Annotated in this window: 24 protein-coding genes; 3 read left to right on the top strand and 21 right to left on the bottom strand. The window is 66.8% G+C overall.

Annotated elements, in window-relative coordinates; all coding sequences use genetic code 11:
- The first annotated feature begins 83 nt into the window (after window positions 1–83).
- Complete coding sequence (locus RH857_RS03165) at window positions 84–320, top strand: pyridoxamine 5'-phosphate oxidase family protein (protein ID WP_310536522.1); 237 nt, start codon at window positions 84–86, stop codon at window positions 318–320.
- A 45-nt stretch (window positions 321–365) separates the two neighbouring features.
- Here RH857_RS03165 and RH857_RS03160 read toward each other — a convergent pair whose 3' ends face one another.
- Window positions 366–1,001 (bottom strand): trimeric intracellular cation channel family protein, encoded by a 636-nt coding sequence (locus RH857_RS03160; protein WP_310536521.1) that lies wholly within the window; start codon window positions 999–1,001, stop codon window positions 366–368.
- A gap of 92 nt (window positions 1,002–1,093) precedes the next feature.
- Between RH857_RS03160 and RH857_RS03155 the strand changes: the two genes are divergently transcribed.
- Window positions 1,094–2,599, top strand: coding sequence for an FAD-dependent oxidoreductase (locus RH857_RS03155; protein ID WP_310536520.1), 1,506 nt, complete (start codon window positions 1,094–1,096; stop codon window positions 2,597–2,599).
- A 120-nt stretch (window positions 2,600–2,719) separates the two neighbouring features.
- Here the strand turns inward: RH857_RS03155 and RH857_RS03150 are convergent, their stop codons facing one another.
- From RH857_RS03150 to dxr, 19 genes are all read right to left on the bottom strand, one after another.
- Window positions 2,720–4,951: a polyribonucleotide nucleotidyltransferase gene (locus RH857_RS03150; RefSeq protein WP_310536519.1), complete on the bottom strand. Its 2,232-nt coding sequence runs from the start codon at window positions 4,949–4,951 to the stop codon at window positions 2,720–2,722.
- Window positions 4,952–5,204: 253 nt separating this feature from the next.
- On the bottom strand, window positions 5,205–5,474 hold the full coding sequence (rpsO, locus tag RH857_RS03145) for a 30S ribosomal protein S15 (protein ID WP_310536518.1): 270 nt from the start codon (window positions 5,472–5,474) through the stop codon (window positions 5,205–5,207).
- Between the two features lie 111 nt (window positions 5,475–5,585).
- Entirely contained in the window at window positions 5,586–6,482 is an 897-nt protein-coding gene (locus tag RH857_RS03140; protein WP_310536517.1) for a class I SAM-dependent methyltransferase, read from the bottom strand.
- Entirely contained in the window at window positions 6,442–7,419 is a 978-nt protein-coding gene (locus tag RH857_RS03135) for a bifunctional riboflavin kinase/FAD synthetase (RefSeq protein WP_310536516.1), read from the bottom strand. The genes RH857_RS03140 and RH857_RS03135 overlap by 41 nt, the downstream gene beginning before the upstream one ends.
- Before the next feature lie 18 nt (window positions 7,420–7,437).
- Complete coding sequence (locus RH857_RS03130; RefSeq protein WP_374761112.1) at window positions 7,438–7,893, bottom strand: hypothetical protein; 456 nt, start codon at window positions 7,891–7,893, stop codon at window positions 7,438–7,440.
- Window positions 7,875–8,240, bottom strand: a complete 366-nt coding sequence (locus tag RH857_RS03125) for a hypothetical protein (RefSeq protein WP_310536515.1) — start codon at window positions 8,238–8,240, stop codon at window positions 7,875–7,877. Before RH857_RS03125 ends, RH857_RS03130 begins: the two co-directional genes overlap by 19 nt.
- 77 nt (window positions 8,241–8,317) lie before the next feature.
- Entirely contained in the window at window positions 8,318–9,382 is a 1,065-nt protein-coding gene (truB, locus tag RH857_RS03120; protein WP_310536514.1) for a tRNA pseudouridine(55) synthase TruB, read from the bottom strand.
- A gap of 127 nt (window positions 9,383–9,509) precedes the next feature.
- Window positions 9,510–9,941, bottom strand: coding sequence for a 30S ribosome-binding factor RbfA (gene rbfA, locus RH857_RS03115; protein WP_310536513.1), 432 nt, complete (start codon window positions 9,939–9,941; stop codon window positions 9,510–9,512).
- A 141-nt stretch (window positions 9,942–10,082) separates the two neighbouring features.
- The gene (gene infB / locus RH857_RS03110) at window positions 10,083–12,803 is read right to left on the bottom strand and encodes a translation initiation factor IF-2 (RefSeq protein ID WP_310536512.1); all 2,721 of its coding nucleotides are present in this window, start codon (window positions 12,801–12,803) and stop codon (window positions 10,083–10,085) included.
- Window positions 12,804–12,935: 132 nt separating this feature from the next.
- Window positions 12,936–13,238, bottom strand: coding sequence for a YlxR family protein (locus RH857_RS03105; protein ID WP_310536511.1), 303 nt, complete (start codon window positions 13,236–13,238; stop codon window positions 12,936–12,938).
- Between the two features lie 45 nt (window positions 13,239–13,283).
- The gene (gene nusA, locus RH857_RS03100) at window positions 13,284–14,252 is read right to left on the bottom strand and encodes a transcription termination factor NusA (RefSeq protein WP_310536510.1); all 969 of its coding nucleotides are present in this window, start codon (window positions 14,250–14,252) and stop codon (window positions 13,284–13,286) included.
- 56 nt (window positions 14,253–14,308) lie between these two features.
- Window positions 14,309–14,866, bottom strand: coding sequence for a ribosome maturation factor RimP (rimP, locus tag RH857_RS03095; RefSeq protein ID WP_310536509.1), 558 nt, complete (start codon window positions 14,864–14,866; stop codon window positions 14,309–14,311).
- Window positions 14,845–15,660, bottom strand: coding sequence for a TSUP family transporter (locus RH857_RS03090; protein WP_310536508.1), 816 nt, complete (start codon window positions 15,658–15,660; stop codon window positions 14,845–14,847). Before RH857_RS03090 ends, rimP begins: the two co-directional genes overlap by 22 nt.
- 38 nt (window positions 15,661–15,698) lie before the next feature.
- A complete protein-coding gene (locus tag RH857_RS03085) occupies window positions 15,699–17,552 on the bottom strand; it encodes a proline--tRNA ligase (protein ID WP_310536507.1) in 1,854 nt (617 codons plus the stop codon).
- Window positions 17,553–17,562: 10 nt separating this feature from the next.
- Window positions 17,563–18,552 (bottom strand): hypothetical protein, encoded by a 990-nt coding sequence (locus RH857_RS03080; protein ID WP_310536506.1) that lies wholly within the window; start codon window positions 18,550–18,552, stop codon window positions 17,563–17,565.
- 98 nt (window positions 18,553–18,650) lie between these two features.
- Window positions 18,651–19,544 (bottom strand): GNAT family N-acetyltransferase, encoded by an 894-nt coding sequence (locus RH857_RS03075; protein WP_310536505.1) that lies wholly within the window; start codon window positions 19,542–19,544, stop codon window positions 18,651–18,653.
- Window positions 19,519–20,685 (bottom strand): flavodoxin-dependent (E)-4-hydroxy-3-methylbut-2-enyl-diphosphate synthase, encoded by a 1,167-nt coding sequence (gene ispG, locus RH857_RS03070; RefSeq protein WP_310536504.1) that lies wholly within the window; start codon window positions 20,683–20,685, stop codon window positions 19,519–19,521. The genes RH857_RS03075 and ispG overlap by 26 nt, the downstream gene beginning before the upstream one ends.
- 21 nt (window positions 20,686–20,706) lie before the next feature.
- The gene (locus RH857_RS03065) at window positions 20,707–22,248 is read right to left on the bottom strand and encodes a M50 family metallopeptidase (protein WP_310536503.1); all 1,542 of its coding nucleotides are present in this window, start codon (window positions 22,246–22,248) and stop codon (window positions 20,707–20,709) included.
- Window positions 22,245–23,447, bottom strand: a complete 1,203-nt coding sequence (gene dxr, locus RH857_RS03060) for a 1-deoxy-D-xylulose-5-phosphate reductoisomerase (RefSeq protein ID WP_310536502.1) — start codon at window positions 23,445–23,447, stop codon at window positions 22,245–22,247. The genes RH857_RS03065 and dxr overlap by 4 nt, the downstream gene beginning before the upstream one ends.
- A gap of 152 nt (window positions 23,448–23,599) precedes the next feature.
- On the opposite strand from dxr, the gene RH857_RS03055 reads away from it, so the two are divergent.
- Window positions 23,600–24,070: a GNAT family N-acetyltransferase gene (locus RH857_RS03055; RefSeq protein WP_310536501.1), complete on the top strand. Its 471-nt coding sequence runs from the start codon at window positions 23,600–23,602 to the stop codon at window positions 24,068–24,070.
- A 94-nt stretch (window positions 24,071–24,164) separates the two neighbouring features.
- Here RH857_RS03055 and RH857_RS03050 read toward each other — a convergent pair whose 3' ends face one another.
- On the bottom strand, window positions 24,165–25,148 hold the full coding sequence (locus RH857_RS03050; RefSeq protein WP_310536500.1) for a hypothetical protein: 984 nt from the start codon (window positions 25,146–25,148) through the stop codon (window positions 24,165–24,167).
- Window positions 25,149–25,422: the final 274 nt, after the last annotated feature.

Here is a 25,422-nt window from a genome sequence, read left to right as displayed (position 1 = left end):
CCGAACTCCCACTCAGTGCACTGCCCGCGTCCAGGTGCGCCTCCGAGGATGACATCACCAGCACAACTCCAGGGAGGATCACCATGAGTCATCACCTCAGCGCAGAGGACATCATCGAGAAGATCGACAGCATCGGCACCTGCATGTTCACCACGGTGGACCCCATGCGCCGGCTCGTCTCCCGCCCTATGGCGGTCTCCCACATCGATGCCGACCACCGCCTGTGGTTCTTCACCCCCGCCGACTCGGAGAAGACCGACGACGTCCTCGGGGAAGGCCGCGGCACTGGTGAAGCTGGTCCGCTCCTCCATCTCCGATGACACCCCGAACATGGGCGACCAGGGGAGCGTGGACCTCTAACGAACTCAGGCGCCCCGGGATCGCCGGGGAAGCTCCGCCAGCGGCACGCGCCAGCCGAAGCGCAGCGCCATAATCCGCACGGCAAAGACCAGCCCTGCCACGACGACGGCGATCACCGCGTTGAAGAGCCCCCATTCCAGGGCCGCGGTGGTCGCCACCGCACCCAGAAACGCGGGGGCGGCGTAGACACCATCAGGGTTGAAGATCTGCGGCACCTCGTTGGCCACGATGTCGCGCAGGGTGCCTCCACCGACTGCGGTGGTCACCCCGAGCAGCACAGTGGCCACAGGGTTTAGTCCTGCCTGGAACGCGATGAAGGTTCCCATCACGCAGAACAGAGAGAGCCCGACGGCGTCGAAGGCCAGGAGAGTCCGGCGCAGCCGGTCCTCCTGGATCAGGCGTAGGAAGACGGCCAGGACCGCGACGCCCACCGGCACCAGATACAGGGGTGCGTGGAATGCGATGGGGCCATACCCCAGGACAAGATCGCGGATCACGCCGCCGCCAAGACCCGCGAGAGAGGCCAGCAGCAGCGAGCCCACAATGTCGAAGCCCTTCTTGGCCGCCAGAAGTGCGCCCGAGACAGCAAAGGCGAAGGTCCCCACCAGTTCGAGGGCCAGCAGAACTTCGGCAAGAGGCATAGGATTTCTTTCTGCTTCGATTCGGGAACCGTTCAGGTCACCACCAGAGGATAAGGCAGGTCAGCACCTTGCACCCTAGGTAAGGACACACAGTGCGCTCCCTCTGGCTCGACACTCACCCCGTCAGACTCCCCGACCCCGATCCTTTTGTTCCTGGCGCCCACTACGACTCCGTAGTGGTGGGCGCGGGACTGACAGGACTGACCACCGCAGTTCTGCTCTCACGAGCAGGACACCGGGTGGCCGTGATGGAGGCCCTCAGCATCGGCGTAGTGGCCACGGGAAACACCACCGCCAAAGTCTCTCTGCTGCAGGGCACCACGCTCTCCAGCATCCGTTCTCACCAGGGCGATGATGTCCTGCGCGCCTATGTCGAGGGCAACCGGGAGGGCCAGGCATGGCTTCTCGGGTACATGGACGAACGCGGAATAGCGTACCAACGCCGGGCCTCCTACACCTATGCCGTCACGGAGAAGGGCCAGCAGTCTCTGCAAGAGGAGCTTGACGCGTGCCGCGCCGCCGGTCTCGACGTGTCATGGACCGATGAGACCGAGCTTCCCTTTGAGGTATCCGGCGCCCTGAGGCTGGCCGACCAGGCGCAGATTCATCCCATGCCGGTACTGGAGGCGCTGGCCACCGAACTCCGTGAACGCGGCGGAGTCATTGTCGAGGGCGTGCGGGTCACGGACGCCAGTTCCACTCAGCCCGTCTCGGTGGAGACCACCGCTGGGACGGTGGAAGCCGAGCACCTCATTCTTGCCACCGGAGCACCCATTCTCGACCGCGGCGGTTACTTCGCCAAGATGAAGGGCAACCGCTCCTACGCCATGACCTACCGCCTGCCCTCGGGCACCCGGGCCGGCGATGTGCTGCAGGGCATGTACCTCAGCGCAAACTCCCCGGGGCGGACCCTACGGACCGTACCCCTGGAGAACGAGGAACTCCTGCTGGTCGGAGGCAACGACCACGTCGTCGGTCGGGCCGAGTCCCACCAGGGCGCCATTGATGACCTGGAGGCATGGACTCAGAAGCACTTCCCCGGAGCCACCCGCACCCACGCCTGGGCGGCACAGGACTACCGCACGGCCCACTGCGCGCCGTTCATCGGTGCGCTCCCTCGCGGCGGCGGGAACATCTTCGTGGCCACCGGCTACAACAAATGGGGCATGACCAACGGCGTCGCCGCGGGACTGGCCCTCTCCAGCCAGATCCTCGGCGGCAACATGCCGTGGGCCCAGACGTTGGCTGAACGCTCCACGGGACTCACCGATGTGCTCACCGGGGTCAAGGACAATCTCGAAGTCGGTGCACATCTGGTCTCTGACTGGGTCAAGACCGAGCTGAAGGCACTGCCCGACACCGCTCCTGCCGAGGGCGAGGGCGTCGTCGGGCGCAGGAACGGTAAACCCGTCGCGGTCTCCACCGTGGAGGGCACCACCTGCGAGCTGTCTGCAGTGTGCCCGCATATGGGTGGAATCCTGACATGGAACGACGCCGAACGCTCCTGGGACTGCCCGCTCCACGCCTCGCGCTTCGCCTCCGACGGCACACTGCTCGAAGGACCGGCAGTGAACAATCTCCAGCCGGCGGATCAGTAGCCCCGGAACCCGCTCAGCCCGCCGGCCACTCACCGCCGGACACGAGAAAACCCCCGTCCCGAGGTGAACTCGGCGGCGGGGGTTTTCTCAGCGGCGCCCGGAATCAGGCGTCGCCCTGGATCAGGCGTCCTCGGAGGTGCTCTCCTCAGACTCCTCGACCACCGGGGCCAGGCTCAGCTTGCCGCGGTCATCGATCTTGGTGATCTCCACCTGGACCTTCTGGCCCACGCCCAGAACATCCTCGACGTCGTCGACCCGCTTGCCCTCATTGAGCTTGCGCAGCTCGGAGATGTGCAGCAGACCGTCCTTGCCAGGGGTCAGGGACACGAAGGCGCCGAAGGTGGTCAGCTTCACCACGGTGCCGAGGTAGCGCTCACCGACCTCGGGGACCTGCGGGTTGGCGATGGCGTTGATGGCCGAGCGCGCAGCCTCAGCGGACTCCCCGTCGGTGGCGCCGATCAGCACGGTGCCGTCATCCTCGATCGAAATGTCGGTGCCGGTGTCCTCCTGGATCTGGTTGATCATCTTGCCCTTGGGGCCGATGACCTCACCGATCTTGTCCACGGGCACCTTCACAGCGATGATGCGCGGCGCGGTGGGGGCCATCTCATCGGGCGCATCGATGGCGGCGTTGAGCACGCTCAGGATGTGCAGACGAGCCTCGCGAGCCTGCTTCAGCGCTGCGGTGAGCACCGAAGCGGGGATGCCGTCCAGCTTGGTGTCCAGCTGGATCGCGGTGACGAACTCGGAGGTGCCGGCGACCTTGAAGTCCATGTCGCCGAAGGCATCCTCAGCGCCCAGGATGTCGGTCAGCGCGGCGTAGCGGGTCTCGCCGTCGACCTCGTCAGAGACCAGGCCCATGGCGATGCCGGCCACGGGAGCCTTCAGCGGCACACCTGCGTTGAGCAGGGACAGCGTGGAGGCGCAGACCGAGCCCATGGAGGTGGAGCCGTTGGAGCCCAGGGCCTCAGAGACCTGGCGGATCGCGTAGGGGAACTCCTCACGGCTGGGCAGCACCGGTACCAGGGCGCGCTCGGCGAGTGCGCCGTGGCCGATCTCGCGGCGCTTCGGGGAGCCCACGCGGCCGGTCTCACCGGTGGAGTAGGGCGGGAAGTTGTAGTTGTGCATGTAGCGCTTGGTGGTCTCCGGCGACAGGCTGTCGATGGTCTGCTCCATCTTCAGCATGTTGAGCGTGGTGACACCCATGATCTGGGTCTCGCCGCGCTCGAAGATCGCGGAGCCGTGCACGCGCGGCAGGACCTCGACCTCAGCGGTCAGCTGACGGATGTCGGTCAGACCGCGGCCGTCGATGCGGACCTGGTCGCGCAGGATGCGCTGGCGGATGACCTGCTTGGTGACCGAGCCCAGAGCCTTGGAGACTTCGCCGCCGCGGCCCTCGAACTCCTTGCCCTCGCCGGCGAGCTCCTCGACCAGCTCAGCCTTCAGCTCAGCATCTGCTGCCTCGCGGGTCTGCTTGTCGGCGATCTGGTAGATGTTCGACAGGCGCTCCTCGGCCTTGGCCTTCACGGCTGCCAGGACGTCGTCCTCGTAGTCGGTGAAGATCGGCACCTCCACGGGCTCCTTGCCGGCACGCTCGGCCAGGGAGGCCTGGGCCTCGCACAGCACCTTGATGAACGGCTTGGCAGCCTCGAGGCCCTCGGCCACGATCTCCTCGGTGGGGGCGGTCTTGCCCTGCTCCTTGATGAGCTTCCAGGAGTCGTCAGTGGCCTCGGCCTCGACCATCATCACGGCGATGTCATCGCCGACGATGCGGCCGGCAACCACCATGTCGAACACGGCGGTCTGCAGCTGGGAGTGCTTGGGGAAGGCCACCCACTGGGCGCCCTGTCCGTCGTCGATCAGGGCCACACGCACGCCGCCGATGGGGCCGGAGAACGGCAGACCGGAGAGCTGCGTGGACATGGAGGCGGCGTTGATGGCCACCACGTCGTAGAGATCGTCGGGGTTGATGGAGAGCACGGTCTCCACGACCTGGACCTCGTTGCGGATGCCCTTCATGAAGGCGGGGCGCAGCGGGCGGTCGATCAGGCGTGCGGCCAGGATCGCGTCAGTGGTGGGGCGCCCCTCGCGGCGGAAGAAGCTGCCGGGGATGCGGCCGGCGGCGTACATCCGCTCCTCGATGTCCACGGTCAGCGGGAAGAAGTCGAAGCCCTCGCGGGGAGACTTGCCCACAGTGGTGGCGGACAGAAGGGTGGTCTCCTCATCGAAGGTGACCAGGGTGGAGCCGGCAGCCTGCTTGGCGAGGCGGCCGGTCTCGAAGCGAATGGTAGAAGTGCCGAAGCGACCGTTGTCGATCACGGCTTCGGCGTAGTGAACCTCAGGTCCCTGCATGGAAAAGGGATTCCTCTCATGTTTGATTGCAGTGCAGCGCACATGAGAGCGGTGTTGCCATGCATGACGGTCTTCGATCGAAGCCCACGGGAGGTCGCGGTTCTCGCGCTCCCGGAGGCCACTACCGAGGACCAGACACACAATGTCGGTGCTCTCAGCGCACTATTCCTAGTCTGACATACAAAACGGGCGACCCCTAAGAGCAGGAGCCGCCCGTTTCATGCTTGGTGTCGGCGTTTGACCGCCGAGCTTTTTATCGGCGGATGCCGAGACGCTTGATCAGCGCACGGTAACGCTCGATGTCCTTGGACTCGAGGTACTTCAGCAGACGGCGACGACGACCGACCAGGATCATCAGACCGCGGCGGGTGTGGTGATCGTGCTTGTGCACCTTCAGGTGCTCAGTCAGGTCGGTGATACGACGGGTCAGCACTGCCACCTGGACCTCGGGCGAACCGGTGTCGCCCTCATGGGTGGCGTACTCCTCGATGATCTGCTGCTTAACAGCGGGATCCAAAGCCATGGAAAAGCTCCTTATTTTTGTACCGCGAACAGATCCGGTCTTACCCGGTGCCAGCCACCGCGGACTGCAGCATGGCAACCCGTCTATGTTACAGGAGCGCGCCGGGCGCGGCTAGCCCGGTGAGACCCCGCCCCTCGAGAAGCCGCTGGTGTGCAGCGCGGTGAGGTATGGCAGCGACAGTTCCTCGCCTTCTCGGTGCCCCAGATGCTCATACAGGTACCACTGGAGATTATCCCGACGCCTGGCCCGGTCCTTCTCCGGGGCTGAGAGCCAGGAGCTCAGCGTGGTGGCCAGTCGCAGGATCTCCTCGGGCGTGATGCTGCGTGCGTGGGTGAAGACGCTGGAGACGACCGGGCTGAATGATCTGGGGGTAACGGAGCCGGGGGCGGAGGAGCCGGCGTCGAACTGGGGCTGCCACTGCGGCCGGTAGACATCCCCGGCCCGCATGATCCGGGTCAGCCGGTGGACCCAGGGGTGGGAAGTGTCGAGGTAATTGGCGATCACCGCAACGGTGGCACCCGGGCGCAGAATCCGCAGCAGCTCCTGCTGGGTCTGCTGCGGGTCGAACCAGTGCCAGGACTGGGAGGCGACGACGACGTCGGCGCAGGAGGCCGGCAGGCCCGTCTGCTCGGCGGTGGCCCGATGCAGCCGCAGCCGCGGATCCTGTGTCTCGCCCAGAATCTCCAGCATGGGCCCGCTAGGTTCCACCGCGTGGAGGACTCCCCCGTGCAGGCGAGGGTGGGTGAGTAAGTCGCGTGTGAGGATTCCGCTGCCCGCTCCCAGCTCCACGACAGTGGGGTACTCACCGGAGGTGCTGAGCAGCCTGTCGACGGCGTCCTGGGGGTAGCGGGGGCGCAGCGCGTCGTATTCGCGGGCCTGGGCGAGGTCCTGAGCGTCGGAGAATGCGGAGCCCAGGCGGCGTCGTCGTGCCTCATCGGTCAGCAGCGGCTGACCGGCCGGGCGGGGTTTAGGCCTGTTCGGAGGCGGCGAGGATTCGGCGGGTCTCATCGACGTCCTGCTGCATCTGAGCCACAAGCTTCTCCACGCCCTCGTAGGCGATCATGCCGCGCAGGTGCGAGAGGAACTCAACGCGTACGTACTGGCCGTAGAGGTCGAAGTCCTCGACCTGCTCATGCGGGCGGTCGATCACGTGTGATTCCACCACGCGTTCGACACCGTCGAAGGTGGGGTTGGAACCCACGGAGATGGCGGCAGGCCAGCGCCGGCCGTGGGCGTCGACCAGGTATCCGGCGTAGACGCCGTCGGCGGGGATCATTCCCTCGGACTCGGCGGAGAGGTTGGCGGTGGGGAATCCCAGTTCGCGGCCGCGCGCGGCGCCGTGGACCACCTCTCCCATCACCGCATGCGGACGGCCCAGCATATGGAGGACCGCGTCCACGTCTCCGTGCTGCAGCGCGGTGCGAATGGCGGTGGAGGAACAGCGCGCTCCGGTGATGCCGCTGATCTCGTAGTCTGCGACGCCGACCACCTCGAAGCCGTGCTGCTCCCCGAGCTGGACCATGGTGCTGAAGTCCCCGGAGTTCTCACGTCCGAAGCGCAGGTCGTGTCCGACCACGACGGCGCGGGCTCCCAGGCCCTGAACCAGCCAGGTGCGGGTGAACTCCTCGGGGGTCAGAACATAGAACTCAGGGGTGTAGTCGACCACCAGTACGGCGTCGACACCGGTCGCCTCGATGCGGGCGAGCTTCTCGGCGGTGCCTGTCAGGAGCTCCGGAGCGCTCTCCGGGCGGTGGACCAGGGCGGGGTGGGGATCGAACGTGATGACCACGGCGGTGCTGCCGGTGCGATGGGCGTGCTCCACCAACTGCTGCAGCACGTGCTGGTGCCCCAGATGCACGCCGTCGAAGTTGCCAATGGTGACGGCGGTGGCGCCGAGGTCTGCGGGGAGCTCGCCCAAGCCGTGATAAATCTGCACGTCTGACATCCTACGGGTCGGCTCGCCTCAGGCTTCTCGGCCCGGTCGGTGACGCAACAGCCAGAAGAGACCGATGAACGGCAGGATGAGGGGGATGTAGCCGTAGCCTTCCCCGAAGTGGCTCCACACCGTGGCGCGGTTGAAGAGCTCAGGATCCAGATAGGTCCACAGCCCCACGCCCAGCACTCCGGCCATCTCGATCAGCACGGCCACCAGGGCCACGGCCCACGCCACGGGTGTGGTGCGAGCCAGGGCCAGCGTGGCGAGGATGTAGACCGCCGCGGCGAAGGCGCTCAGCAGATAGGACACCGGCGAGGTGCTGAAGTCGGTGAGGATCTGATAGAGCGCCCGGGCGAAGGAAGAGACCGCAAAGACACCATAGGCGGTGATGATGAGCATCCCCACGCCGCGGTTGCGGGGCGTCTTCTCCGGAGGGCGGTTCTCGTCCACGGCGTCGGTGTCAGTCACAGTGTGGTTCCCCACCAGATCTCCTCCAGGCGGTAGAGCATGACGAATACGACCAGTCCCACGAAGCTCATCACCAGGTTGGACCAGCGGGTCTTGTCGATGACGGCCCAGATGAACACGCCTACCGGCAGAATGAGCGCGGTGAGGATGTAGCCCCAGAACTCCCAGGCCTCTCCCGTGACGGTGGCGCCGGTGGCCTGGCGGATGCCGGCGTAGACCGCGTAGACGATGAGGTATAGCTCGACTGCGGCCAGGCTGATGATGCTGGAGTCAGCCGGGTGATTGCGCAGTGCCGTCATGATCCAGCAGATGAGGGTGGAGAGACCGCAGATCGCCGTGCCGACGATGAACATCGCGGTCATCACACGCTCACTTCCTGCCAGGGGTGAATTAGGGCCGCAGAGATTCTACTCCTGCCCGCGGCCTGCGGCGGACCGGCCTAGTCTGCGGCGAAGACGAGTTCGGGTTTCGCCTGCAGCGCGGCGGGCCCTGCGACGGCGGCCTTGGCCGCGTCCGGGGAGGAGGAGGCCCCCGGCTTGGCGGGGATGTCCCGCAGCAGGGCAATCAGTTCCCCGTCAGGGCCGAACGCCGCCGTCAGCCCCTCACGCCGAGGCGTCACCTCTGCCGGGGAGGGCGTGGTGGCCGCCACTGGCTCGAAGGTCGAGGGCTGGATCACCTCGGCCCCGGCGGACGCGGTGATGCGTCGGCCGTGGCGCAGGTGTTCAGCCTCCTCGGCTGAGACCCTGCGCGCGGGAAACAGCTGTGCGGCCGCCTCGGCCAATCCGATATAGCCGAAGTCCCCGTCCTCATTGACCCCGCCCAGCTGCTCCAGGGTCATGGTCTGGTCGATGCTGTAGGGCCCCACGGCGGTACGGCGCAGCGCGGTGAGATGACCGGCGGTGTCCAGGGCCTCCCCCAGATCACGGGCCAGGGCACGGACGTAAGTACCTGAGGAGACCCGCACTTCGATATCGAGGTCCACGATCTTGCCGTCGTCGACCCGTCGAATCTCCAGCACGTCGAAACGGTGGACGGTCACCGGGCGCGCGTGCAGTTCGACGTTCTCACCGCTGCGGGCACGGTCGTAGGCGCGTCTGCCGTCCACCTTGACCGCACTGACGGTGGAGGGAACCTGCTGAATCTCTCCGGTGAGTTCGGCGACCGCAGCGGCGATGCGCTCCTCGGTGACCGCATTGGCGAAGCGTGTGGCAAGGACTTCACCTTCGGCGTCGTCGGTGGTGGTGGACTGCCCCAGCCGCACGGTGGCGGTGTAGGTCTTGCCCACACCCACAATGTGGGTCAGCAGGCGGGTGGCGCGGTTGATGCCCACCACCAGCACCCCGGTGGCCATGGGGTCCAGAGTCCCGGCGTGGCCCACTTTGCGGGTGCCCGCGAGTTTGCGGATACGCCCGACGACGTCATGGCTGGTCCAGCCGGCTGGCTTGTCCACCAGGACAAGTCCGGAGCCGACCTCCAGCTCTTCAGGCTTCTGCTTCTTGCCCATGATGCTCAGCCCTTCCGGACAGTGCTCGTGTGTACGTGCTGGAACGTACGGTGATGGAAAGTGGCGGCATTCTGCCCCGTAAAGGGTCCCAGGAACCGACAAAATCCATCAGCGAACGAGCGGCGGATCAGTTCTCCCCCTCGGCGTCGGAGCGGTAGGGGGACTCGGTCACGGGCTCGGCACCTTCGCGCAGGGCGCGGACCTGCTCATCCTGCTCGCGCGCTTTGCGCAGCAGGTCCTCCATGTGGGCTGCGGATTCCGGAATCTCGTCAGCGACGAATTCCAGGGTGGGTGTCAGCCGGATGCTCAGCTGGCGCCCCATCTCATGGCGCAGCGTGCCCTGATGAGAGGTGAGCACCTCTTCGGCCCCGCGCTTGGTGTCCTCGTCGTTGGCGAGGACGGTGTAGTAAACCGTGGCGTGCTGCAGGTCGTTGGTGACACGGGCGTCGGTGATGGTGATCAGTTCTGCCCGCTCATCCTTGACGCGGCGGCGCAGCGCCTCAGCGATGATCACCTTGATGCGTGCGGCAAGACGTGCCGCGCGTGCTGGATCTGCCATGGTGCACTCCTTTCAGAAGTCTGCTCTAAGCCTATCGAAGGCCAGAAACACGTTCGGTGGCGCAATTCGACGCTGTCCTCAGACCCGAACCGGGCCGAACTGCGGTCAAACTGCGCCACCGAATGCGCGTGGGGGGGGGAACTAGGTACGCGGGATCTCGCGCATCTCCCAGGTCTCGATGATGTCGCCTTCGCGGATGTCGTTGAAGGAGCCCAGACCGATACCACACTCGAAGCCGTCGCGGACCTCGGTCGCGTCGTCCTTGAAGCGACGCAGCGACTCGATGGTGAGGTTCTCGCCCACCACGTTGCCGTCGCGCACCAGGCGCGCCTTGGCATTGCGGCGGATGACGCCGGAGCGGACGATCGAGCCGGCGATGTTGCCGAACTTGGAGGAGCGGAAGACCTCGCGGATCTCCGCCGAGCCCAGCTCGACCTCCTCGTACTCCGGCTTGAGCATGCCCTTCAGCGCAGCCTCGATGTCATCGATGGCGGCGTAGATGACCGAGTAGAAGCGCATGTCCACGCCTTCACGCTCAGCCAGCTCCGTGACGCGCTCGGCCGGGCGGACGTTGAAGCCGATGATGACGGCGTTGTCCACGGTGGCCAGGTTGACGTCGTTCTGGGTGATGGCACCCACGCCGCGGTGAATGACGCGCAGCTGAACTTCGTCGCCCACATCGATCTTGAGCAGGGCGTCCTCCAGAGCTTCCACCGCACCGGAGACGTCGCCCTTGAGGATGAGGTTGAGGGTGTCGATCTTGCCCTCGGCCACAGCCTGGTCGAAGTCCTCCAGCGTGATGCGCTTGCGGCGCTTGGCCAGCAGCGCGTTGCGCTCGGCGGCCTCGCGCTTCTCGGCGATCTGGCGGGCGGTGCGGTCATCCGGCGTAACCAGGAAGCTGTCACCGGCGCGGGGCACGGTGGACAGACCCAGCACCTGGACCGGGCGGGAGGGCTCGGCCTGCTCCACGGTCTCGCCGTTCTCGTCGAACATGGCGCGCACACGGCCGAAGGCGGTGCCCGCCACCATGTTGTCGCCGACCTTCAGCGTGCCGGACTGGACCAGGACGGTGGCCACGGGGCCGCGTCCCTTGTCCAGGTTGGCCTCGATGGCCACGCCGCGGGCTTCCTTGTCGGGGTTGGCCCGCAGCTCCAGAGCAGCGTCGGAGGTCAGCAGCACGGCCTCGAGCAGCGCATCGATGTTGACGTTGTTGCGCGCGGAGACGTCCACGAACATGGTGTCGCCGCCGTACTCCTCGGGGATCAGCTCGTACTCGGTGAGCTGGCCGCGGATCTTGTCAGGCTGCGCGCCGTCCTTATCGATCTTGTTGACCGCGACGACGACGGGGACGCCGGCCGCCTTGGCATGGTTGAGCGCCTCGACGGTCTGCGGCATGACGCCGTCATCGGCTGCCACCACGAGCACGGCGATGTCGGTGACCTTGGCACCGCGGGCACGCATGGCGGTGAACGCCTCGTGACCGGGGGTATCGATGAAGGTCAGCGCACGCTCTTCGCCCTCGTGCGGGACATGCACCTGGTAGGCACCGATGTGCTGGGTGATGCCGCCGTGCTCGCCGGAGGTCACATCCGAATTCCGGATGGCGTCCAGCAGGCGGGTCTTACCGTGATCGACGTGACCCATGACGGTCACGACCGGGGCACGGGGAGCCAGATCCTCGTCGGACTCAGCAGCCTCTTCATCCTCCAGGTTGATGGAGAAGGACTCCAGCAGTTCGCGGTCCTCGTCCTCGGGCGAGACGATCTGGACGTCGTAGCCCAGCTCCTCACCCAGCAGTCCGAAGGTCTCCTCGTCGAGGGACTGGTTGGCCGTGGCCATCTCACCGAGCTTCATCAGCACGGTGATCAGCGCTGCCGGCTCTGCGCCGATCTTCTCGGCGAAGTCACCCAGCGAGGAGCCGCGGCGCAGGCGCACCACAGTGCTGCCGTCGCCCTTGGGAACACGCACGCCGCCGATCTCGCGGGTGTGCTTCTGCTCCAGCTCCTGACGCTTCGCGCGCTTGGACTTGCGCGCCTTGGACTTGGAGCCTCCGCGGCCGAAGGCACCTGCGGCGCCTCCGCGACCACGACCGCCACCGGGGCGGCCGCCGCGCGGCGGTCCACCAGCGGTGCCGCCAGGGCCTCCGCCGGGACCGCGGCCCGGAGTCGGTGCCGGGGCCTGGCCGGGCATCATCGAGGGCTTGGGGCCGCCGCCCGGACGCGGGCCGGGGCGTCCTGCTGCACCACCGGGACGGGGTGCCCCGGGACGCGGAGCCCCACCGGCACCTGGACGGGGACCGCCGCCGGAACGGTCGCTGGAGCGCATGCCCTGCTGAGGAGCGAACGGGTTGTTGCCCGGACGCGGACCACCGGGACGGGGACCACCCGGACGCGGTCCGCCAGGGCGGGGTGCCTGAGACTGCTGAGAGACGCCGAAGGGGTTATTGCCCGGACGGGGACCCGAGGGCTTGACTCCCGGCTTGGGAGCCGGGGGCTTCGGTGCCGCGTCCTGCGCCGGCTTCGGAGCAGGCTCAGCAGGCTTAGGAGCCTCCGCGGCGGGCTTCGGAGCGGGAGCCGGCGCGGGCTTGGCCTCCGGGGCAGGAGTCTGCGCCTGGGGCTTCTCCTCAGCCTGGGGAGCCTTGGGGGCAGGCTTCGGCGCCGGCTTGGGAGCCGGTCGGCGCTCGGGCTTGGAGTCGGCCTTATCGGCCTGCGGGAACGCTGCCCGCAGCTTCTTGGCGACGGGGGGTTCCACGGTGGAGGACGGCGATTTCACGAATTCGCCCATGTCCTGAAGTTTTGTCAGTGCTTCTTTAGAAGTAATGCCGAGCTCTTTTGCGAGCTCGTGTACGCGGGCCTTGGCCACTTCTCTCCTTGTCTGGCCCACGCGATGCCCCGCCGAAATCAGCGGGGCTGATGTCAGCGGTTCATCGGATCAGGCCGTTAAATGTGCTTGATTCCGTGACGGAGTTGCCGAAAGTGCTCATAACTCAGGCGCTCATCCGTCGGCACTCATCGGGTGTTCATCTCTTTCCAACCCGCTTTCATCTGGTGAACAGTGGACTGCGAGCTCCTCAAAGCTCAACGATGTGGTGCGGACCGGTCTGCGGAATGCCCTGTTGAAAGCCTTCCGCTTCACGGCGGCCTCGAAGCACTCGCGCTGCGGATGCAGCCACGCTCCCCGACCGGGCATCCGGCGGGCGGCGTCGAGACGAACCTCGTCGCCCTCAAGGGCGACGCGCACCACGTATCCCTGGTCGGCACGCCGGCGGCAGCCGATGCATGTCCTCACAGGAACCATACGAGTCTACCAGTCTGTGCTAGATCCACTGGTGCCCGCAGCGCCTCAGGCACTAGCCTCCGGCACGATGTCGATGCGCCAGCCGGTCAGCTTCGCCGCCAGACGGGCGTTCTGGCCCTCTTTGCCGATGGCCAGTGAGAGCTGGTAGTCCGGCACCACCGCGCGGGCGGAGCGTGTGGCCTCGTCCAGTACGGTGACGGAACTCACCTTCGCCGGGGACAGGGCATTGGCGATGAACTGTCCCGGATCATCGGAGTGATCAATGATGTCGATCTTCTCGTCATTGAGCTCGGTCATCACCGCACGCACGCGCGAGCCCATGGCACCGATGCAGGCGCCCTTGGCGTTAATGCCCGGCTGGTGGGCCCGGACGGCGATCTTGGTGCGGTGTCCGGCCTCGCGGGCGATCGAGGTGATCTCCACGGTCCCGTCAGCGATCTCGGGAACCTCGTGCTCGAAGAGCTTGCGCACCAGGCCGGGGTGGGATCGGGAGAGCGTGATGGAGGGACCCTTGAAGCCCCGGTGGACATCCACCACGAAGGCGCGCAGTCGAGACCCGTGGACGTATTCCTCCCCGGGGGCGTGCTCCTGGGGAGGCAGAACGCCCTCCACACCTCCCAGGTCCACCTGGATCATGTGGGGATTGCGGCCCTGCTGGACGATGCCCGAGATGAGCTCGCCTTCCTTGCCCTTGAATTCGCCCAGAACGTTCTCGTCCTCAGCATCGCGGATGCGCTGCATGATGACCTGGCGGGCCGTGGAGGCCGCCACGCGGCCGAAGTTCTTGGGGGTGTCATCGAACTCGCCGATCACCGTGCCGTCCTCATCGAGCTCCTTGGCCCAGATGGTGACGTGTCCGGTACTCTGATCAACCTCGGCCCGAGCGTTCTGAATGGCTCCAGGCGATTTGTAGTAGGCGAGGATCAGCGCCTGTTCAATAGCTGGCATGAGCCTTTCGAGGGGAATGTCCCGCTCTTGGACGAGCATGCGCAGGGCGCTCATATCGATATCCACTTGTGCCTCCGACTCCGGCGTCTCACGTTCAAGCTGTGCACCATCATGACGATGAGTTAGGAAAACTCTACCTGCACTCGAGCTCGGCTGATGTCATCGAACCGGACGTGGGTCTGCGGACCGGTCTTGGCGGGCATGCCCTTTTTGGGGGCCGGTGTGATCTCGGTGACGATGATGCCGTCGTCGTCGACCTCGATCAGCCGCGCCGTGATGGCGGGCTCTCCCTGACGGTCAAGCTCGAGCAGACGCCCCGTGTTCCGCCGGAAGTGGCGGGGTTCTGTCAGCGGTCGTGTGGCACCGGGGGTGGAGACCTCGAGGTCATAGGAGACGACGTCGACCAGGGGGTTCTCGTCCTTGGAGCGGCTCTCTGCAGCGTCCAGGACGGTGCCCAGCGCCTCGGCCAGTGCGGCGACCTTATCGAGGTCCACCTGCTCCGTGCCGGACTCATAGTCCACGGTGACGCGCAGCACGGTGTCGGGGCCGCTGGGCTTGAGCACGAGCTCCTCTAAGTAGAGCCCGTGGGCGGTGACGGTCGGTTCCAGCAGCTGCGCCAGGGCGGCGGTGGTCTCGTCGGGGAATCGCTGGTCGGAGCTTACGCGCGGTGCAATAGCCATGGTCCCCATTCTGCCAGCACGTCATAGCCGAGCTTGAGCACCAGGGTGAAGACCACGATGAGAAAGACGATACGGATGAAGCGCGAGCCGCGGGAGATCGCCATGCGGGCGCCCACATAGCCTCCGCACATGTTCGCAGCGCCCAGCAGCAGCCCCAGGACCACCATGACGTGCCCGGCCGGAGCAAAGTAGAGCAGGGCTCCCAGGTTCGTGGCGGCATTGACGATCTTGGCCTGGGCCGAGGAGTTCAGAAAGTTGTAGCCCAGCACCGTGACCATGGCGATGATGAGGAAGGTTCCGGTGCCCGGGCCCAGCACGCCGTCGTAGAACCCGATGATCAGGCCGATGGCGACCGCCCGGCTCAGGTGGCTGAGGCCGGCGTGACGGAGCTTCTCCAGCTGGCCCACATCCGGCTTGCATGCGGTGAAGACACCCACGCCGATCAGGGCCAGCAGGATCAGGGGCAGGATAACCGGTTCCGGGAGCCAGGCCGCAACGACAGCCCCGCCGTAGCTGGCCAGCAGGGCAGCGAAGGCCATGGGAAGAGCGCTGCCCAGCCGGGGCCGGACCCGGCGCGCATAAGTGATCGCCGAGGTGGTGGTGCCGAAGATTGAGCCCAGCTTGTTCGTCGCCAGGGCCTGCACCGGAGTAATGCCGGGAACCATCAGCAGCACCGGCAGCTGCAGCAGCCCTCCCCCGCCGACGACGGCATCGACCCAGCCCGCGCAGAAGCCCGCCAGGAGGAGCAGCGCCAGAATGGCGACGCTGACCCCTCCGACCTCATAGGAGAGCACGTCCGTCAGCGCCGTGAGGAGCGGCGCTGCGGTCTCACTCAGCGCAGGGACCTGACGCGCTCGGCCACGGTGCTCACGGCCTCCTGAAGAGCCACGTCCTGAGCCTCACCGCTGCGGCGGTCCTTCAGCTCCACGTTGCCATCTTTCAGGCCGCGGCCCAGCACCAGGATCGTGGGAACACCCAGCAGTTCAGCGTCGCCGAACTTCACTCCGGGGGACACTTTGGGGCGGTCATCGTAGATCACGCTGATGCCCTGGTCCTCGAGCTCGCCGACCAGCTTCTCCGCGGTCTCGAAGACCTCTGCACCCTTGCCGGTGGCCACCACGTGCACATCCGCCGGGGCGATGGAGCCGGGCCAGATGAGGCCCTTCTCGTCGTGATGGGATTCGGCGACCGCCGCCAGCGCGCGGGTCACGCCGATGCCGTAGGAGCCCATGGTGACCGTGGCGAGCTTGCCGTTCTCGTCCAGCACCTGCAGGCCCAGGGCCTCCGCGTAGCGGCGTCCCAGCATGAAGATGTGCCCCATCTCGATGCCGCGGCGGGTGGACAGCGGCCCGGAACCGTCGGGTGCGGGGTCACCGTCACGGACGACGACGGACTCGATGGTGTCGTCCCAGGTGAAGTCACGTCCGGCAACCAGCCCGAACACGTGCTGGTCGGGCTCGTTGGCGCCGGTAATCCAGCTGGTGCCGGGCACCACGCGCGGGTCCACGAAGTAGGGAATCCCGGTGAGGGAGGGATTCTCCTCATCGGCGCCGAGCTGACGGTCCTCGAGGCTCAGGCCGGGGCCGATGTAGCCGCGCACCAGCCCGGGGCGGCCGTTGATCTCGGCGTACTTGGCGAAGTCGGTGGATTCGGCCGCCTCAACGGCGACCTCTCCGGCGATGCCGAGCTTGGCCCCGATGGTCGCCTCGGCACGCTTAAGGTCCACGTCCCGGTCTCCGGGGACGCCGATGATCGCCATCTTCCGCTCCCCCTCCGGGGTGACCACCACGACGACGACGTTCTTCAGGGTGTCGGCAGCGGTCCATTCACGGGGCTCCCCCGTCTCCGGGTCCGTGCGGGGGTGAACCGAGTTGGCGGCGTCGACCAGGGTGGCGATGGTGTCGGTGCCGGGGGTGTGGTGGACCTGCGCCGGGGGCAGGTGGGTGAAGTCCACAGGCTCCGGCGCCGGCGTCGTCACAGCCTCCACGTTGGCCCGGTACCCCCCGGGGGACTCCACAAAGGTGTCTTCGCCGACGGCGCTGGGGTGGAGGAACTCCTCCGAGGCGGAGCCGCCCATGGCCCCGGAGACGGCGTTGACGGGAACCACCGGAAGGTCCAGGCGCTCGAAGATCCGCAGGTAGGCCTCGCGGTGGGCGTCGTAGGCCGCCTGCTGATCCTCGTCCCTCAGGCAGAAGGAGTAGGAGTCCTTCATGATGAACTCGCGACCGCGCAGCAGACCCGCACGGGGACGCGCCTCGTCGCGGTACTTGTTCTGGATCTGGTAGATCGACAGCGGCAGGTCCTTATAGCTGCTGTAGAGGTCCTTCACCAGCAGGGTGAAGACCTCCTCATGCGTGGGGGCCAGCAGGTAGTCAGCATCCTTGCGATCCTTGAGGCGGAAGATGCCGTCGCCGTACTCCTCCCAGCGGCCGGTGGCCTCATAGGGCTCCTTGGGCAGCAGCGCGGGGAAATGGACCTCCTGGGCGCCGATGCGGTTCATCTCCTCACGCACGATCTGCTCAACCTTGCGCAACACCGTCAGGCCCAGCGGGAGCCAGGTGTAGATGCCGGGGGCGGCGCGGCGGATGTAGCCGGCACGGACCAGCAGCTGGTGGCTGGCCACTTCGGCGTCGGCGGGGTTGTCCCGCAGAGTGCGCAGGAAGAGCTGGGAGAGGCGAATCGTCATAGGAACGAGTCTAATCGGCGCTGGGAGCCTCGGCCTCGGCGTCGCTGACAGTGTCGGCTTCGGACTGTTCGGCATCGGACTCAGCCGACCCCTCCTCAGAGCTCTCGGACTCCTCCGCGTCCTCTGCAGTCTCTGGGTCCTCTGTGGTCCCTGAGTCCTCTGAGCCGTCGTCGTCGGAGGATTCCTCCTCATCCTCCTCCGGTTCGGGCTCGGGGGCCTCGATGGTCTCCCCCGTGAGCTCGGAGAGGATCGTGGCGGCTTCAGCCTCCAGGACGACGACGGCGGCTTCAGCCTCGTCCTCCCCCAGGGCCGCCTCCTGCTCCTGGCTGACGCTGACCACGTGGGAGTCGTAGCGCAGCACCACCACCAGCGCGCGTTCGCTGGTCTCCCCCGTCGTGGTGGTCCGCTGCAGCGCCAGAGCGTCCTGTGCCCCGGAGCGGACCTCGACCCGCTCTAAGTCGGTACTGGATTCGGCCGCCCCCTCCTCGGAGGCGCCGGGGCGAGTCACCGTGTAGCTGCTGCAGCTTCCCAGAGCGCTGCTGTGCAGCTCCACGTAGCCGGCGGCTGCCTCGGCGTTCTGGAAGGTGTAGACGGTGAGTTCCTGCGGCTCCTCGGTGTGGGCCATCAGCGCGCCGTCGGGCACCGGGAGGGCGGCCGAGACCACCGTCTGCTTGCAGCTGGCGGGATCCACCTGGAGCTTGTGCAGTTCGCGCTGGAGGTCACGCAGGTCTGCCCAGTAGTTGTCCGTGTCGGTGGTGGAAGAGGCGCCGTGCTCCTCGAGCACCTCGCGCATCCGGTCGTGGCTGAGCTGGCTGCCGGAAGGTGCCGGAGCGGCGGGGTCAGCCTGCGGGGTGCCGTTGACCGGGCCCCCGCCCAGCTCTTGAGCGGGTGCCTCCGGTTCGGCGTCGCAGGAGCTGAGCATGAGGGCTGCGACGAAGGCCGCGGTGGTCAGCGCCAGAGTGCGGGAGCTGAGCCGGCTGCGGTAGGGGAAAGATGGCATCAGCACCAGTATGCCGCCGCGTCCGGACATAGCGGGGCTTGCCTCGCCGGCACGCTGCGAATCGCTGCCTGGGCCACCGGCCACGCGCTGCCGAAGGCTCAGAAGAGGATGGTGGCGAAAGTCCCGGTCGTCTCGAAACCCACCCGGTGATAGGTCCGCAGGGCCGGGGTGTTGTAGTCGTTGACGTAGAGGCTCACGGTAGGGGCCAGGCGCAGGCCATGCTCGACGACGGCCGCCATTCCCCCCGCTGCCAAGCCCTGGCCGCGCCAGGCGGGGTTCACCCAGACGCCCTGGACCTGGACGACGTCGTCGCTGAGGGCACCGAACTCGGCCTTGAAGACGATGTGTCCACTCTCCTCGTCAACCTTAATGAGGGAGCGGCCGTTCTCGATGAGCCAGCGAATGCGATCCCGGTACTGGGTCACGCCCTGGGCGTAGGGAGAGAACCCGAGCTCTTCGGTGAACATGGCGGCGCAGGCCTTCTCCACGCTGCGCAGCTCCTCCGGACGGGAGAGGCGAACTCCCGCCAGCGGCTCGACTTCGGAGGGCCCGGTGATGGCCATGAGCGGCTGGTGCGGCCGGATATCTCGGTGGTTGTCCCACCCTGTGGTCTCATACAGGGCAAGCACCGCCTCGGCGGGACCGAAGATGGAGGAGACCCGCCGCCTGAGCGAACGGGCCGCTTCTCCGAAGAGACGGGCGTGTTCGGCGCTCGCCCCGATGGGCATGATGTTGGTGCCCAGCCAGCAGGCCGCGGCGAGCCCCGGACCCTCGTCGACTCCGAGGATTAGGGCTCCCTGCCGCCCCCGGCCCGGAGCGGCTGTGCTGCGCGAGGAGACGGCGTCCCCAGCGGCCACGTGAGCCACCGGGTCGCTGGCCAGCAGACGCCGGAGGGCAGGGGTGTCCCCGTGGCCGAGGATCCGGGCCGCACCGTCGGTGGCGCGATGGACCCGGGCGGCGGCCGTACTAGCTGACGGAGACCACAGGGGCACCGGCCGCAGCGTCCTCTCCGGAGTCGAGGTCCATCTGCTCCGCCAAGCGGTTGGCCTCTTCGATCAGGGTCTCCACGATCTGATCCTCGGGAACGGTCTTGATGACCTCACCCTTGACGAAGATCTGGCCCTTGCCGTTGCCGGAGGCCACGCCGAGGTCGGCGTCGCGAGCTTCACCGGGTCCGTTGACGACGCAGCCCATCACGGCCACGCGCAGCGGAACCTCCATGCCCTCCAGACCGGCGGTGACCTCATCAGCCAGTGTGTAGACGTCCACCTGGGCACGTCCGCAGGAGGGGCAGGAGACGATCTCGAGCTTGCGGGGGCGCAGGTTCAGCGACTCCAGAATCTGATTGCCGACCTTGACCTCCTCCGCCGGCGGGGCGGAGAGGCTCACGCGGATGGTGTCGCCAATGCCCTGAGACAGCAGCGCACCGAAGGCGGTGGCGGACTTGATGGTGCCCTGGAAGGCGGGACCTGCCTCGGTCACACCAAGGTGAAGGGGCCAGTCGCCGCGCTCGGCGAGCATCTCGTAGGCCCGCACCATGACCACGGGGTCGGAGTGCTTCACGGAGATCTTGAAGTCGTGGAAGTCGTGCTCCTCGAAGAGGCTGGCTTCCCACACTGCCGACTCCACCAGAGCTTCCGGGGTGGCTTTGCCGTACTTGGCCATCAGGCGCTTGTCCAGGGACCCGGCGTTGACGCCGATGCGGATGGAGACGCCGGCGTCCTTGGCGGCCTTGGCGATCTCGCCGACCTTGTCATCGAACTGGCGGATGTTGCCGGGATTCACGCGGACCGCACCGCAGCCGGCCTCAATGGCGGCGAAGACGTACTTCGGCTGGAAGTGGATATCGGCGATCACCGGGATCTGGGACTTCTTCGCGATGATCGGCAGTGCCTGGGCGTCTTTGTCGGTGGGGCAGGCTACGCGGACAATATCGCAGCCCGACGCCGTCAGCTCGGCGATCTGCTGCAGGGTCGCGTTGATGTCATGCGTCTTGGTGGTGGTCATCGACTGCACCGAAATGGGGTGGTCACTGCCGACGCCGACGGAACCGACCTGGAAGTTGCGGGTCTTGCGCCGAGGGGCGAGGACCGGCGGGGGTGCACTGGGCATGCCGAGATTGATGGCAGTCATGGCATCAATCGTAGCGCCGAGCTACTCAAACAGTCGTATCGGATTCACGATGTCTGCATAGATCAGTAGGGCTCCCATGCCCAGCAGCATGGCGAAGACCACATAGGTCAGAGGAAGCAGCTTGGAAATGTCGAACGGACCCGGGTCCGGTCGGCCCAGCAGCTTAGCCAGACGGCGGCGCAGCGACTCATAGAGCGCTCCGGCCACATGCCCGCCGTCCAGAGGGAGCAACGGGATGAGGTTGAACACCATCAGGGCAACGTTGACCCCTGCCACCAGGGACATCAGCACCGCAAAGCGAGACTCCCACGGGATGGTCTCCTGGGAGGAGATCTCCCCCGCGATCCGGCCTACACCCACCACGGACATGGGACCATCAGGGTCGCGCTCGGCGTCGGTGAAGGTGGTAACCGCCACGTCGTAGAGCCGTACCGGAAGCGTCACCACGATCCCAGCGACGGCCTTGGTCTGCTCCCAGACCATGGGGCCGGCCTCCCAGGGAGCCTTGCGGGTCAGCTCCGAATCGGCGCCCATCCCGATGAAGCCCACCGGTTCGGTGATGATGCTCCCGTCCTCGGCCACCTCCGGCCGGTTGAAGCTGTCCAGCACAGGGCGTTCGTGCTCGATGGGGGTCAGGGTAGTGCTGTGGCGCTCCCCGTTGCGCTCATACACCAGGGAGGAGGACTGACCGGCCGATTCACGGATCATTCCCGTCAGCTGCTCCCAGTCCTGGACCTCCTGTCCGCGGAACTCCACGATCTCGTCCCCGGGACGCAGCCCCGCCTCGTACGCCGGGCCGGCGGGGTCCTGATCGGTGCACTCTTCACGTCCGGCCTGAGCGTCCTGGACACTGACCACACACTCATAGACCTCGGTGACGCGCGGCACCGCTTCATTCACACCGTGCAGCGAGACGGTGCCGGCGGTCAGCAGCAGGGCGATGAGACCGTTCATCGCCGGGCCGCCCAGCATGACGATGATCTTCTTCCACACCGCCAGTCGGTAGAACATGCGCTGCTCGTCCCCCGGCCGCAGCTCTTCCGCGGCCACCTCCCGGGCCTCATTCGACATCTGCTGGAAGATGCCGGTGGCGTGGGAGGTCACCGTGCGCGTGCCGTCGCCCTGAGTGGGACGGTGCTGGTCGTCGGACTGCTGCGGGGTGGACTGCCCACTGGTGGCGCGGGCGGTGAAGGGCGCCGTCGGGTGCGGCGTGCCGTACTGGGCACCCAGCTCCCGCAGGTAGGGGTCGCTGGGGCCCTCGTCGGGGGATGAGCCAGCGCCGTCGTCGTCGGGCTCCTCCCCCTCCAGGCGGCGGCGCTCATCGGGCTCGGGGTACATGCCGATCATCGCCACATAGCCGCCCAGGGGCAGGGCCTTGACCCCGTACTCGGTCTCCCCCTTGCGCGTGGACCACAGCGTGGGGCCGAAGCCGATCATGTACTGCGTGACCCGGACCTTGAAGAGCTTGGCCGGCAGCAGGTGCCCGACCTCATGCAGAGCGATGGAGAGGATGATGCCCAGGGCAACGATGAGCACACCCGCGGCGATCAGCAGGGCGGTCATGCGCGCACCTCACTCGCTGCACGGATGAGCTCCTCGGCTCGGGTTCGGGCCCAGCGCTCAGCCTCAAGCACGGCCTCCAGGGTCAGGCCACTGCCTGGGGTCTGGTGCTGGGGGGCGTAGTCCTGCAGAGCTCCGTCCACGGTCTGCAGGATCTCGAGGAAACCGAGACGACCCTCGTGGAAGGCCTCGACGGCCTGCTCATTGGCCGCGTTGTAGACGGCCATGTGCGTGCCGGAGGCGGCGGCGGCCTGCTTGGCCAGCCGCACGGCACCGAAGACCTGCTCGTCGAGGGGCTCAAAGCTCCAGCTGACGGCTTGGGCGAAGTCGCAAGGCTGGGTCGCTTCCGGGACACGCTCGGGGTGCCCCAGCGCCAGGGCGATCGGAAGCCGCATGTCTGGCGGCGAGGCCTGGGCAAGGATGGAGCCGTCCACGTACTGCACCATGGAGTGCACCACGGACTGGGGATGCACGACGACGTCGATCCGCTCCAGCGGGATGGAGAACAGCAGGTGGGCTTCAATGACCTCCAGGGCCTTGTTGACCATCGTGGCCGAGTTTGTGGTCACCACGCGCCCCATGTTCCACGTGGGGTGGGCCAGAGCCTGGGCCGGGGTAACCTCCGCCAGCTCTGCGGCGCTGCGACCCCGGAACGGGCCGCCCGACGCCGTGAGGATCAGCCTGGCGATCTCCTCCTTGGTCCCGGAGGTCATGGCTTGCCAGAGGGCGGAGTGTTCAGAGTCCACCGGCAGGATCAGCCCGGACTCCACAGCCCCGCGCAGCAGTTCGCCGCCGACGATCAGGGATTCCTTATTGGCCAGCGCCACGGTGGTGCCCCGCTCCACGGCTGCCAGGGTGGGCTTCAGGCCGATGGAACCGGTCATGCCGTTGAGCACCATGTCCACCTCGAGGGCGGCGATCTCCGCTGCGGCGTCGGGGCCCAGGTGAACCTCCAGCTCACGGGAGTCCAGGCCCACTGAGCTCAGGTGCTCAGAGAGTGCGGAGCCGGCGTCGTGCTGGGCAAGGCCCAGGTGGGACGCTCCCGTGGCGGCGGCCTGCTGTGCCAGCAGGGCGGCGTTGGACCCTGCCGCCAGGGCCACCACTCGAAAGCGGTCGGGATGGGCCGCCACAATCTGCAGGGCCTGCGTGCCGATGGAGCCGGTGGAACCCAGGATCGCCAGGGTGCGGGGGCTTGAGGACATAGTGCCCATTATCCAGCTCAGGAGGGACAGGACCGAAAACGCAGAGTCGGGTTCCACCACGCGAGGACGGTGAGGGGCCAGGAAAGTACACGCGGTACGCTGGGGGGACAGCTTTGCAGAATCTCGGCCACAAGCTGAGTAGAAGGAGCCACATGAACATCACGCTGCGGGACGTTGAAGCCGGTGACCTCGATCAGTTCTTCCTGTTTCAGCAGGATGCCGACGCCGCCCACATGGCAGGCTTCGCCCCCACCAACCCCTCCGACCGCAGCATCTTCGACCACCACTGGGGCGAGATTCTCAACGACGAAAACTCTCTGGTGCGCACCATCGACGTGGACGGCCAGCCTGCCGGCTCCATTGCGGTGTTCCGCGACGAAGACTGCCACGAGATCATGTTCTGGACCGACAAGCAGTTCTGGGGCCAGGGCATCACCACCACCGCTATGGACCAGTTCCTCAAGGAGTTCCAGTCCCGCCCGCTGCGCGCTCGCGTCGTGGTGGACAACCTCGGTTCCCTGAGGATTCTCGAGACCCGCGGGTTCAAAGAGGTCGGCGAGGAGCAGGTCTTCTCGAACGCCCGCGCCGAGGTCGTCACCGAGAAGATCCTCCAGCTGAACTGACCCTCCCCCTCCGTTCGGTGATGGATTGTGACGCCATTCCCGGCCTTGCGCCGGGGAAAACAGCGTCAGAATCCATCACCGAATAAAGACCTGCTCAGCCCGAATAGCCGCGTGCGCGCAGTGCAGCCAGGACCTTCAGCACAGCGGCCCTGCCCCGGTTGCGCATATGGTCTCTGGTGATCCTGACCTCAGTCCAACCCAGCTGCTCGGTGACCTCTTGGCGCCGCACATCCTGAAGCACCCGCTCCGGCGCTGAGTGGACGTCGACGCCCTCATACTGGACGGCCACCTTCCACTGTCGAAACACCAGATCCGGGCGGATCAAGAGCCTTCCGGAAGGGTCGCTGATCAGGACGTTCACCTCCGGTTCGGGAAGGCCTGCCTCGTGCAGTCGGTACCGCAGGCGCGACTCCGGACGCGAGTCCACCGCATCGCTGGCCAGGGCCAGCGCTGCTCGTGCCGTTCGAATCCCGTTGGCCCGTCCCCGCGCCGAGACTGCGGCTTCCAGGTCCTCGCGGTGTGCCAGCGGCGAGCGCCTGCCGGGCCGTCGGATCCGCCTACTCAGCACCTGGTCAGCCAGCACCACGGCTTCCTCGACGGAGGTCTGCAGGGCAAGGTCGCACCACGCCCATGCCGCGGACACGACGACGACGCCGCCCACCTGCTGCAGGAACTCCGCGGGGATAGCCCCGCGGTGGGCCACCACAAGACCAGGACGCTGCACCGGAGCACGGCCCGGCGGTGAGGTCACGTGGTACGGCGGCTCCAACGGCCGATCCCAGAAGCCCCAGATGGCTGCGGCGCTCTGATGGGACACTGCCCGGTTTCCCTTCGCGGTGAGCACTTGGAGGATCGCTTGGGAACCAGAAACCTCTGGCTGCTTGTCCTCGATCGGTTCTGACGTCGGTGCTGTGCCGCAGTACATTCCCCATGCCACGCGAGTCGCAGTTCTGTTGGCGACTGCATGGCGCAGGTCCCTCAGGGCGAGGCCTGCAGACAGAATCTCGGCGGCGGTCTGTCCCTTTGCGGGCACGGATCTGGGAAGCCGTCGTCGTCGGTCCCTGTACTCATGGGCCATGTCACCACTTCACAGCCGTTGCATTCCGCCCTCGATCTCACAGGACCCTCAGGTGAACCACTCGGGCGGGCCGACTTGCTAAACGGCCCCTGGGGAAAACTCCGTAGTCCCGCGCTGCAGCCGGGTACTCCTTCAGGCCGATCCGCCACGCCCTGCTGCCGGCCCACCCGTACGGTGATGGAATGTGACGTCATTTAGGGCTCCGAAGCGGGTGAACTACCGAGAAAATCCATCACCGAAGGAGCGGACGCGAGCGGACCGAGCGTGCGGGCCG

The organism is Nesterenkonia flava, assembly GCF_031432335.1.
GTDB lineage: Bacteria > Actinomycetota > Actinomycetes > Actinomycetales > Micrococcaceae > Nesterenkonia > Nesterenkonia flava.
The sequence above is the reverse complement of the archived record's forward strand: the minus strand, read 5'-3'. Positions and strand labels throughout refer to the sequence as shown.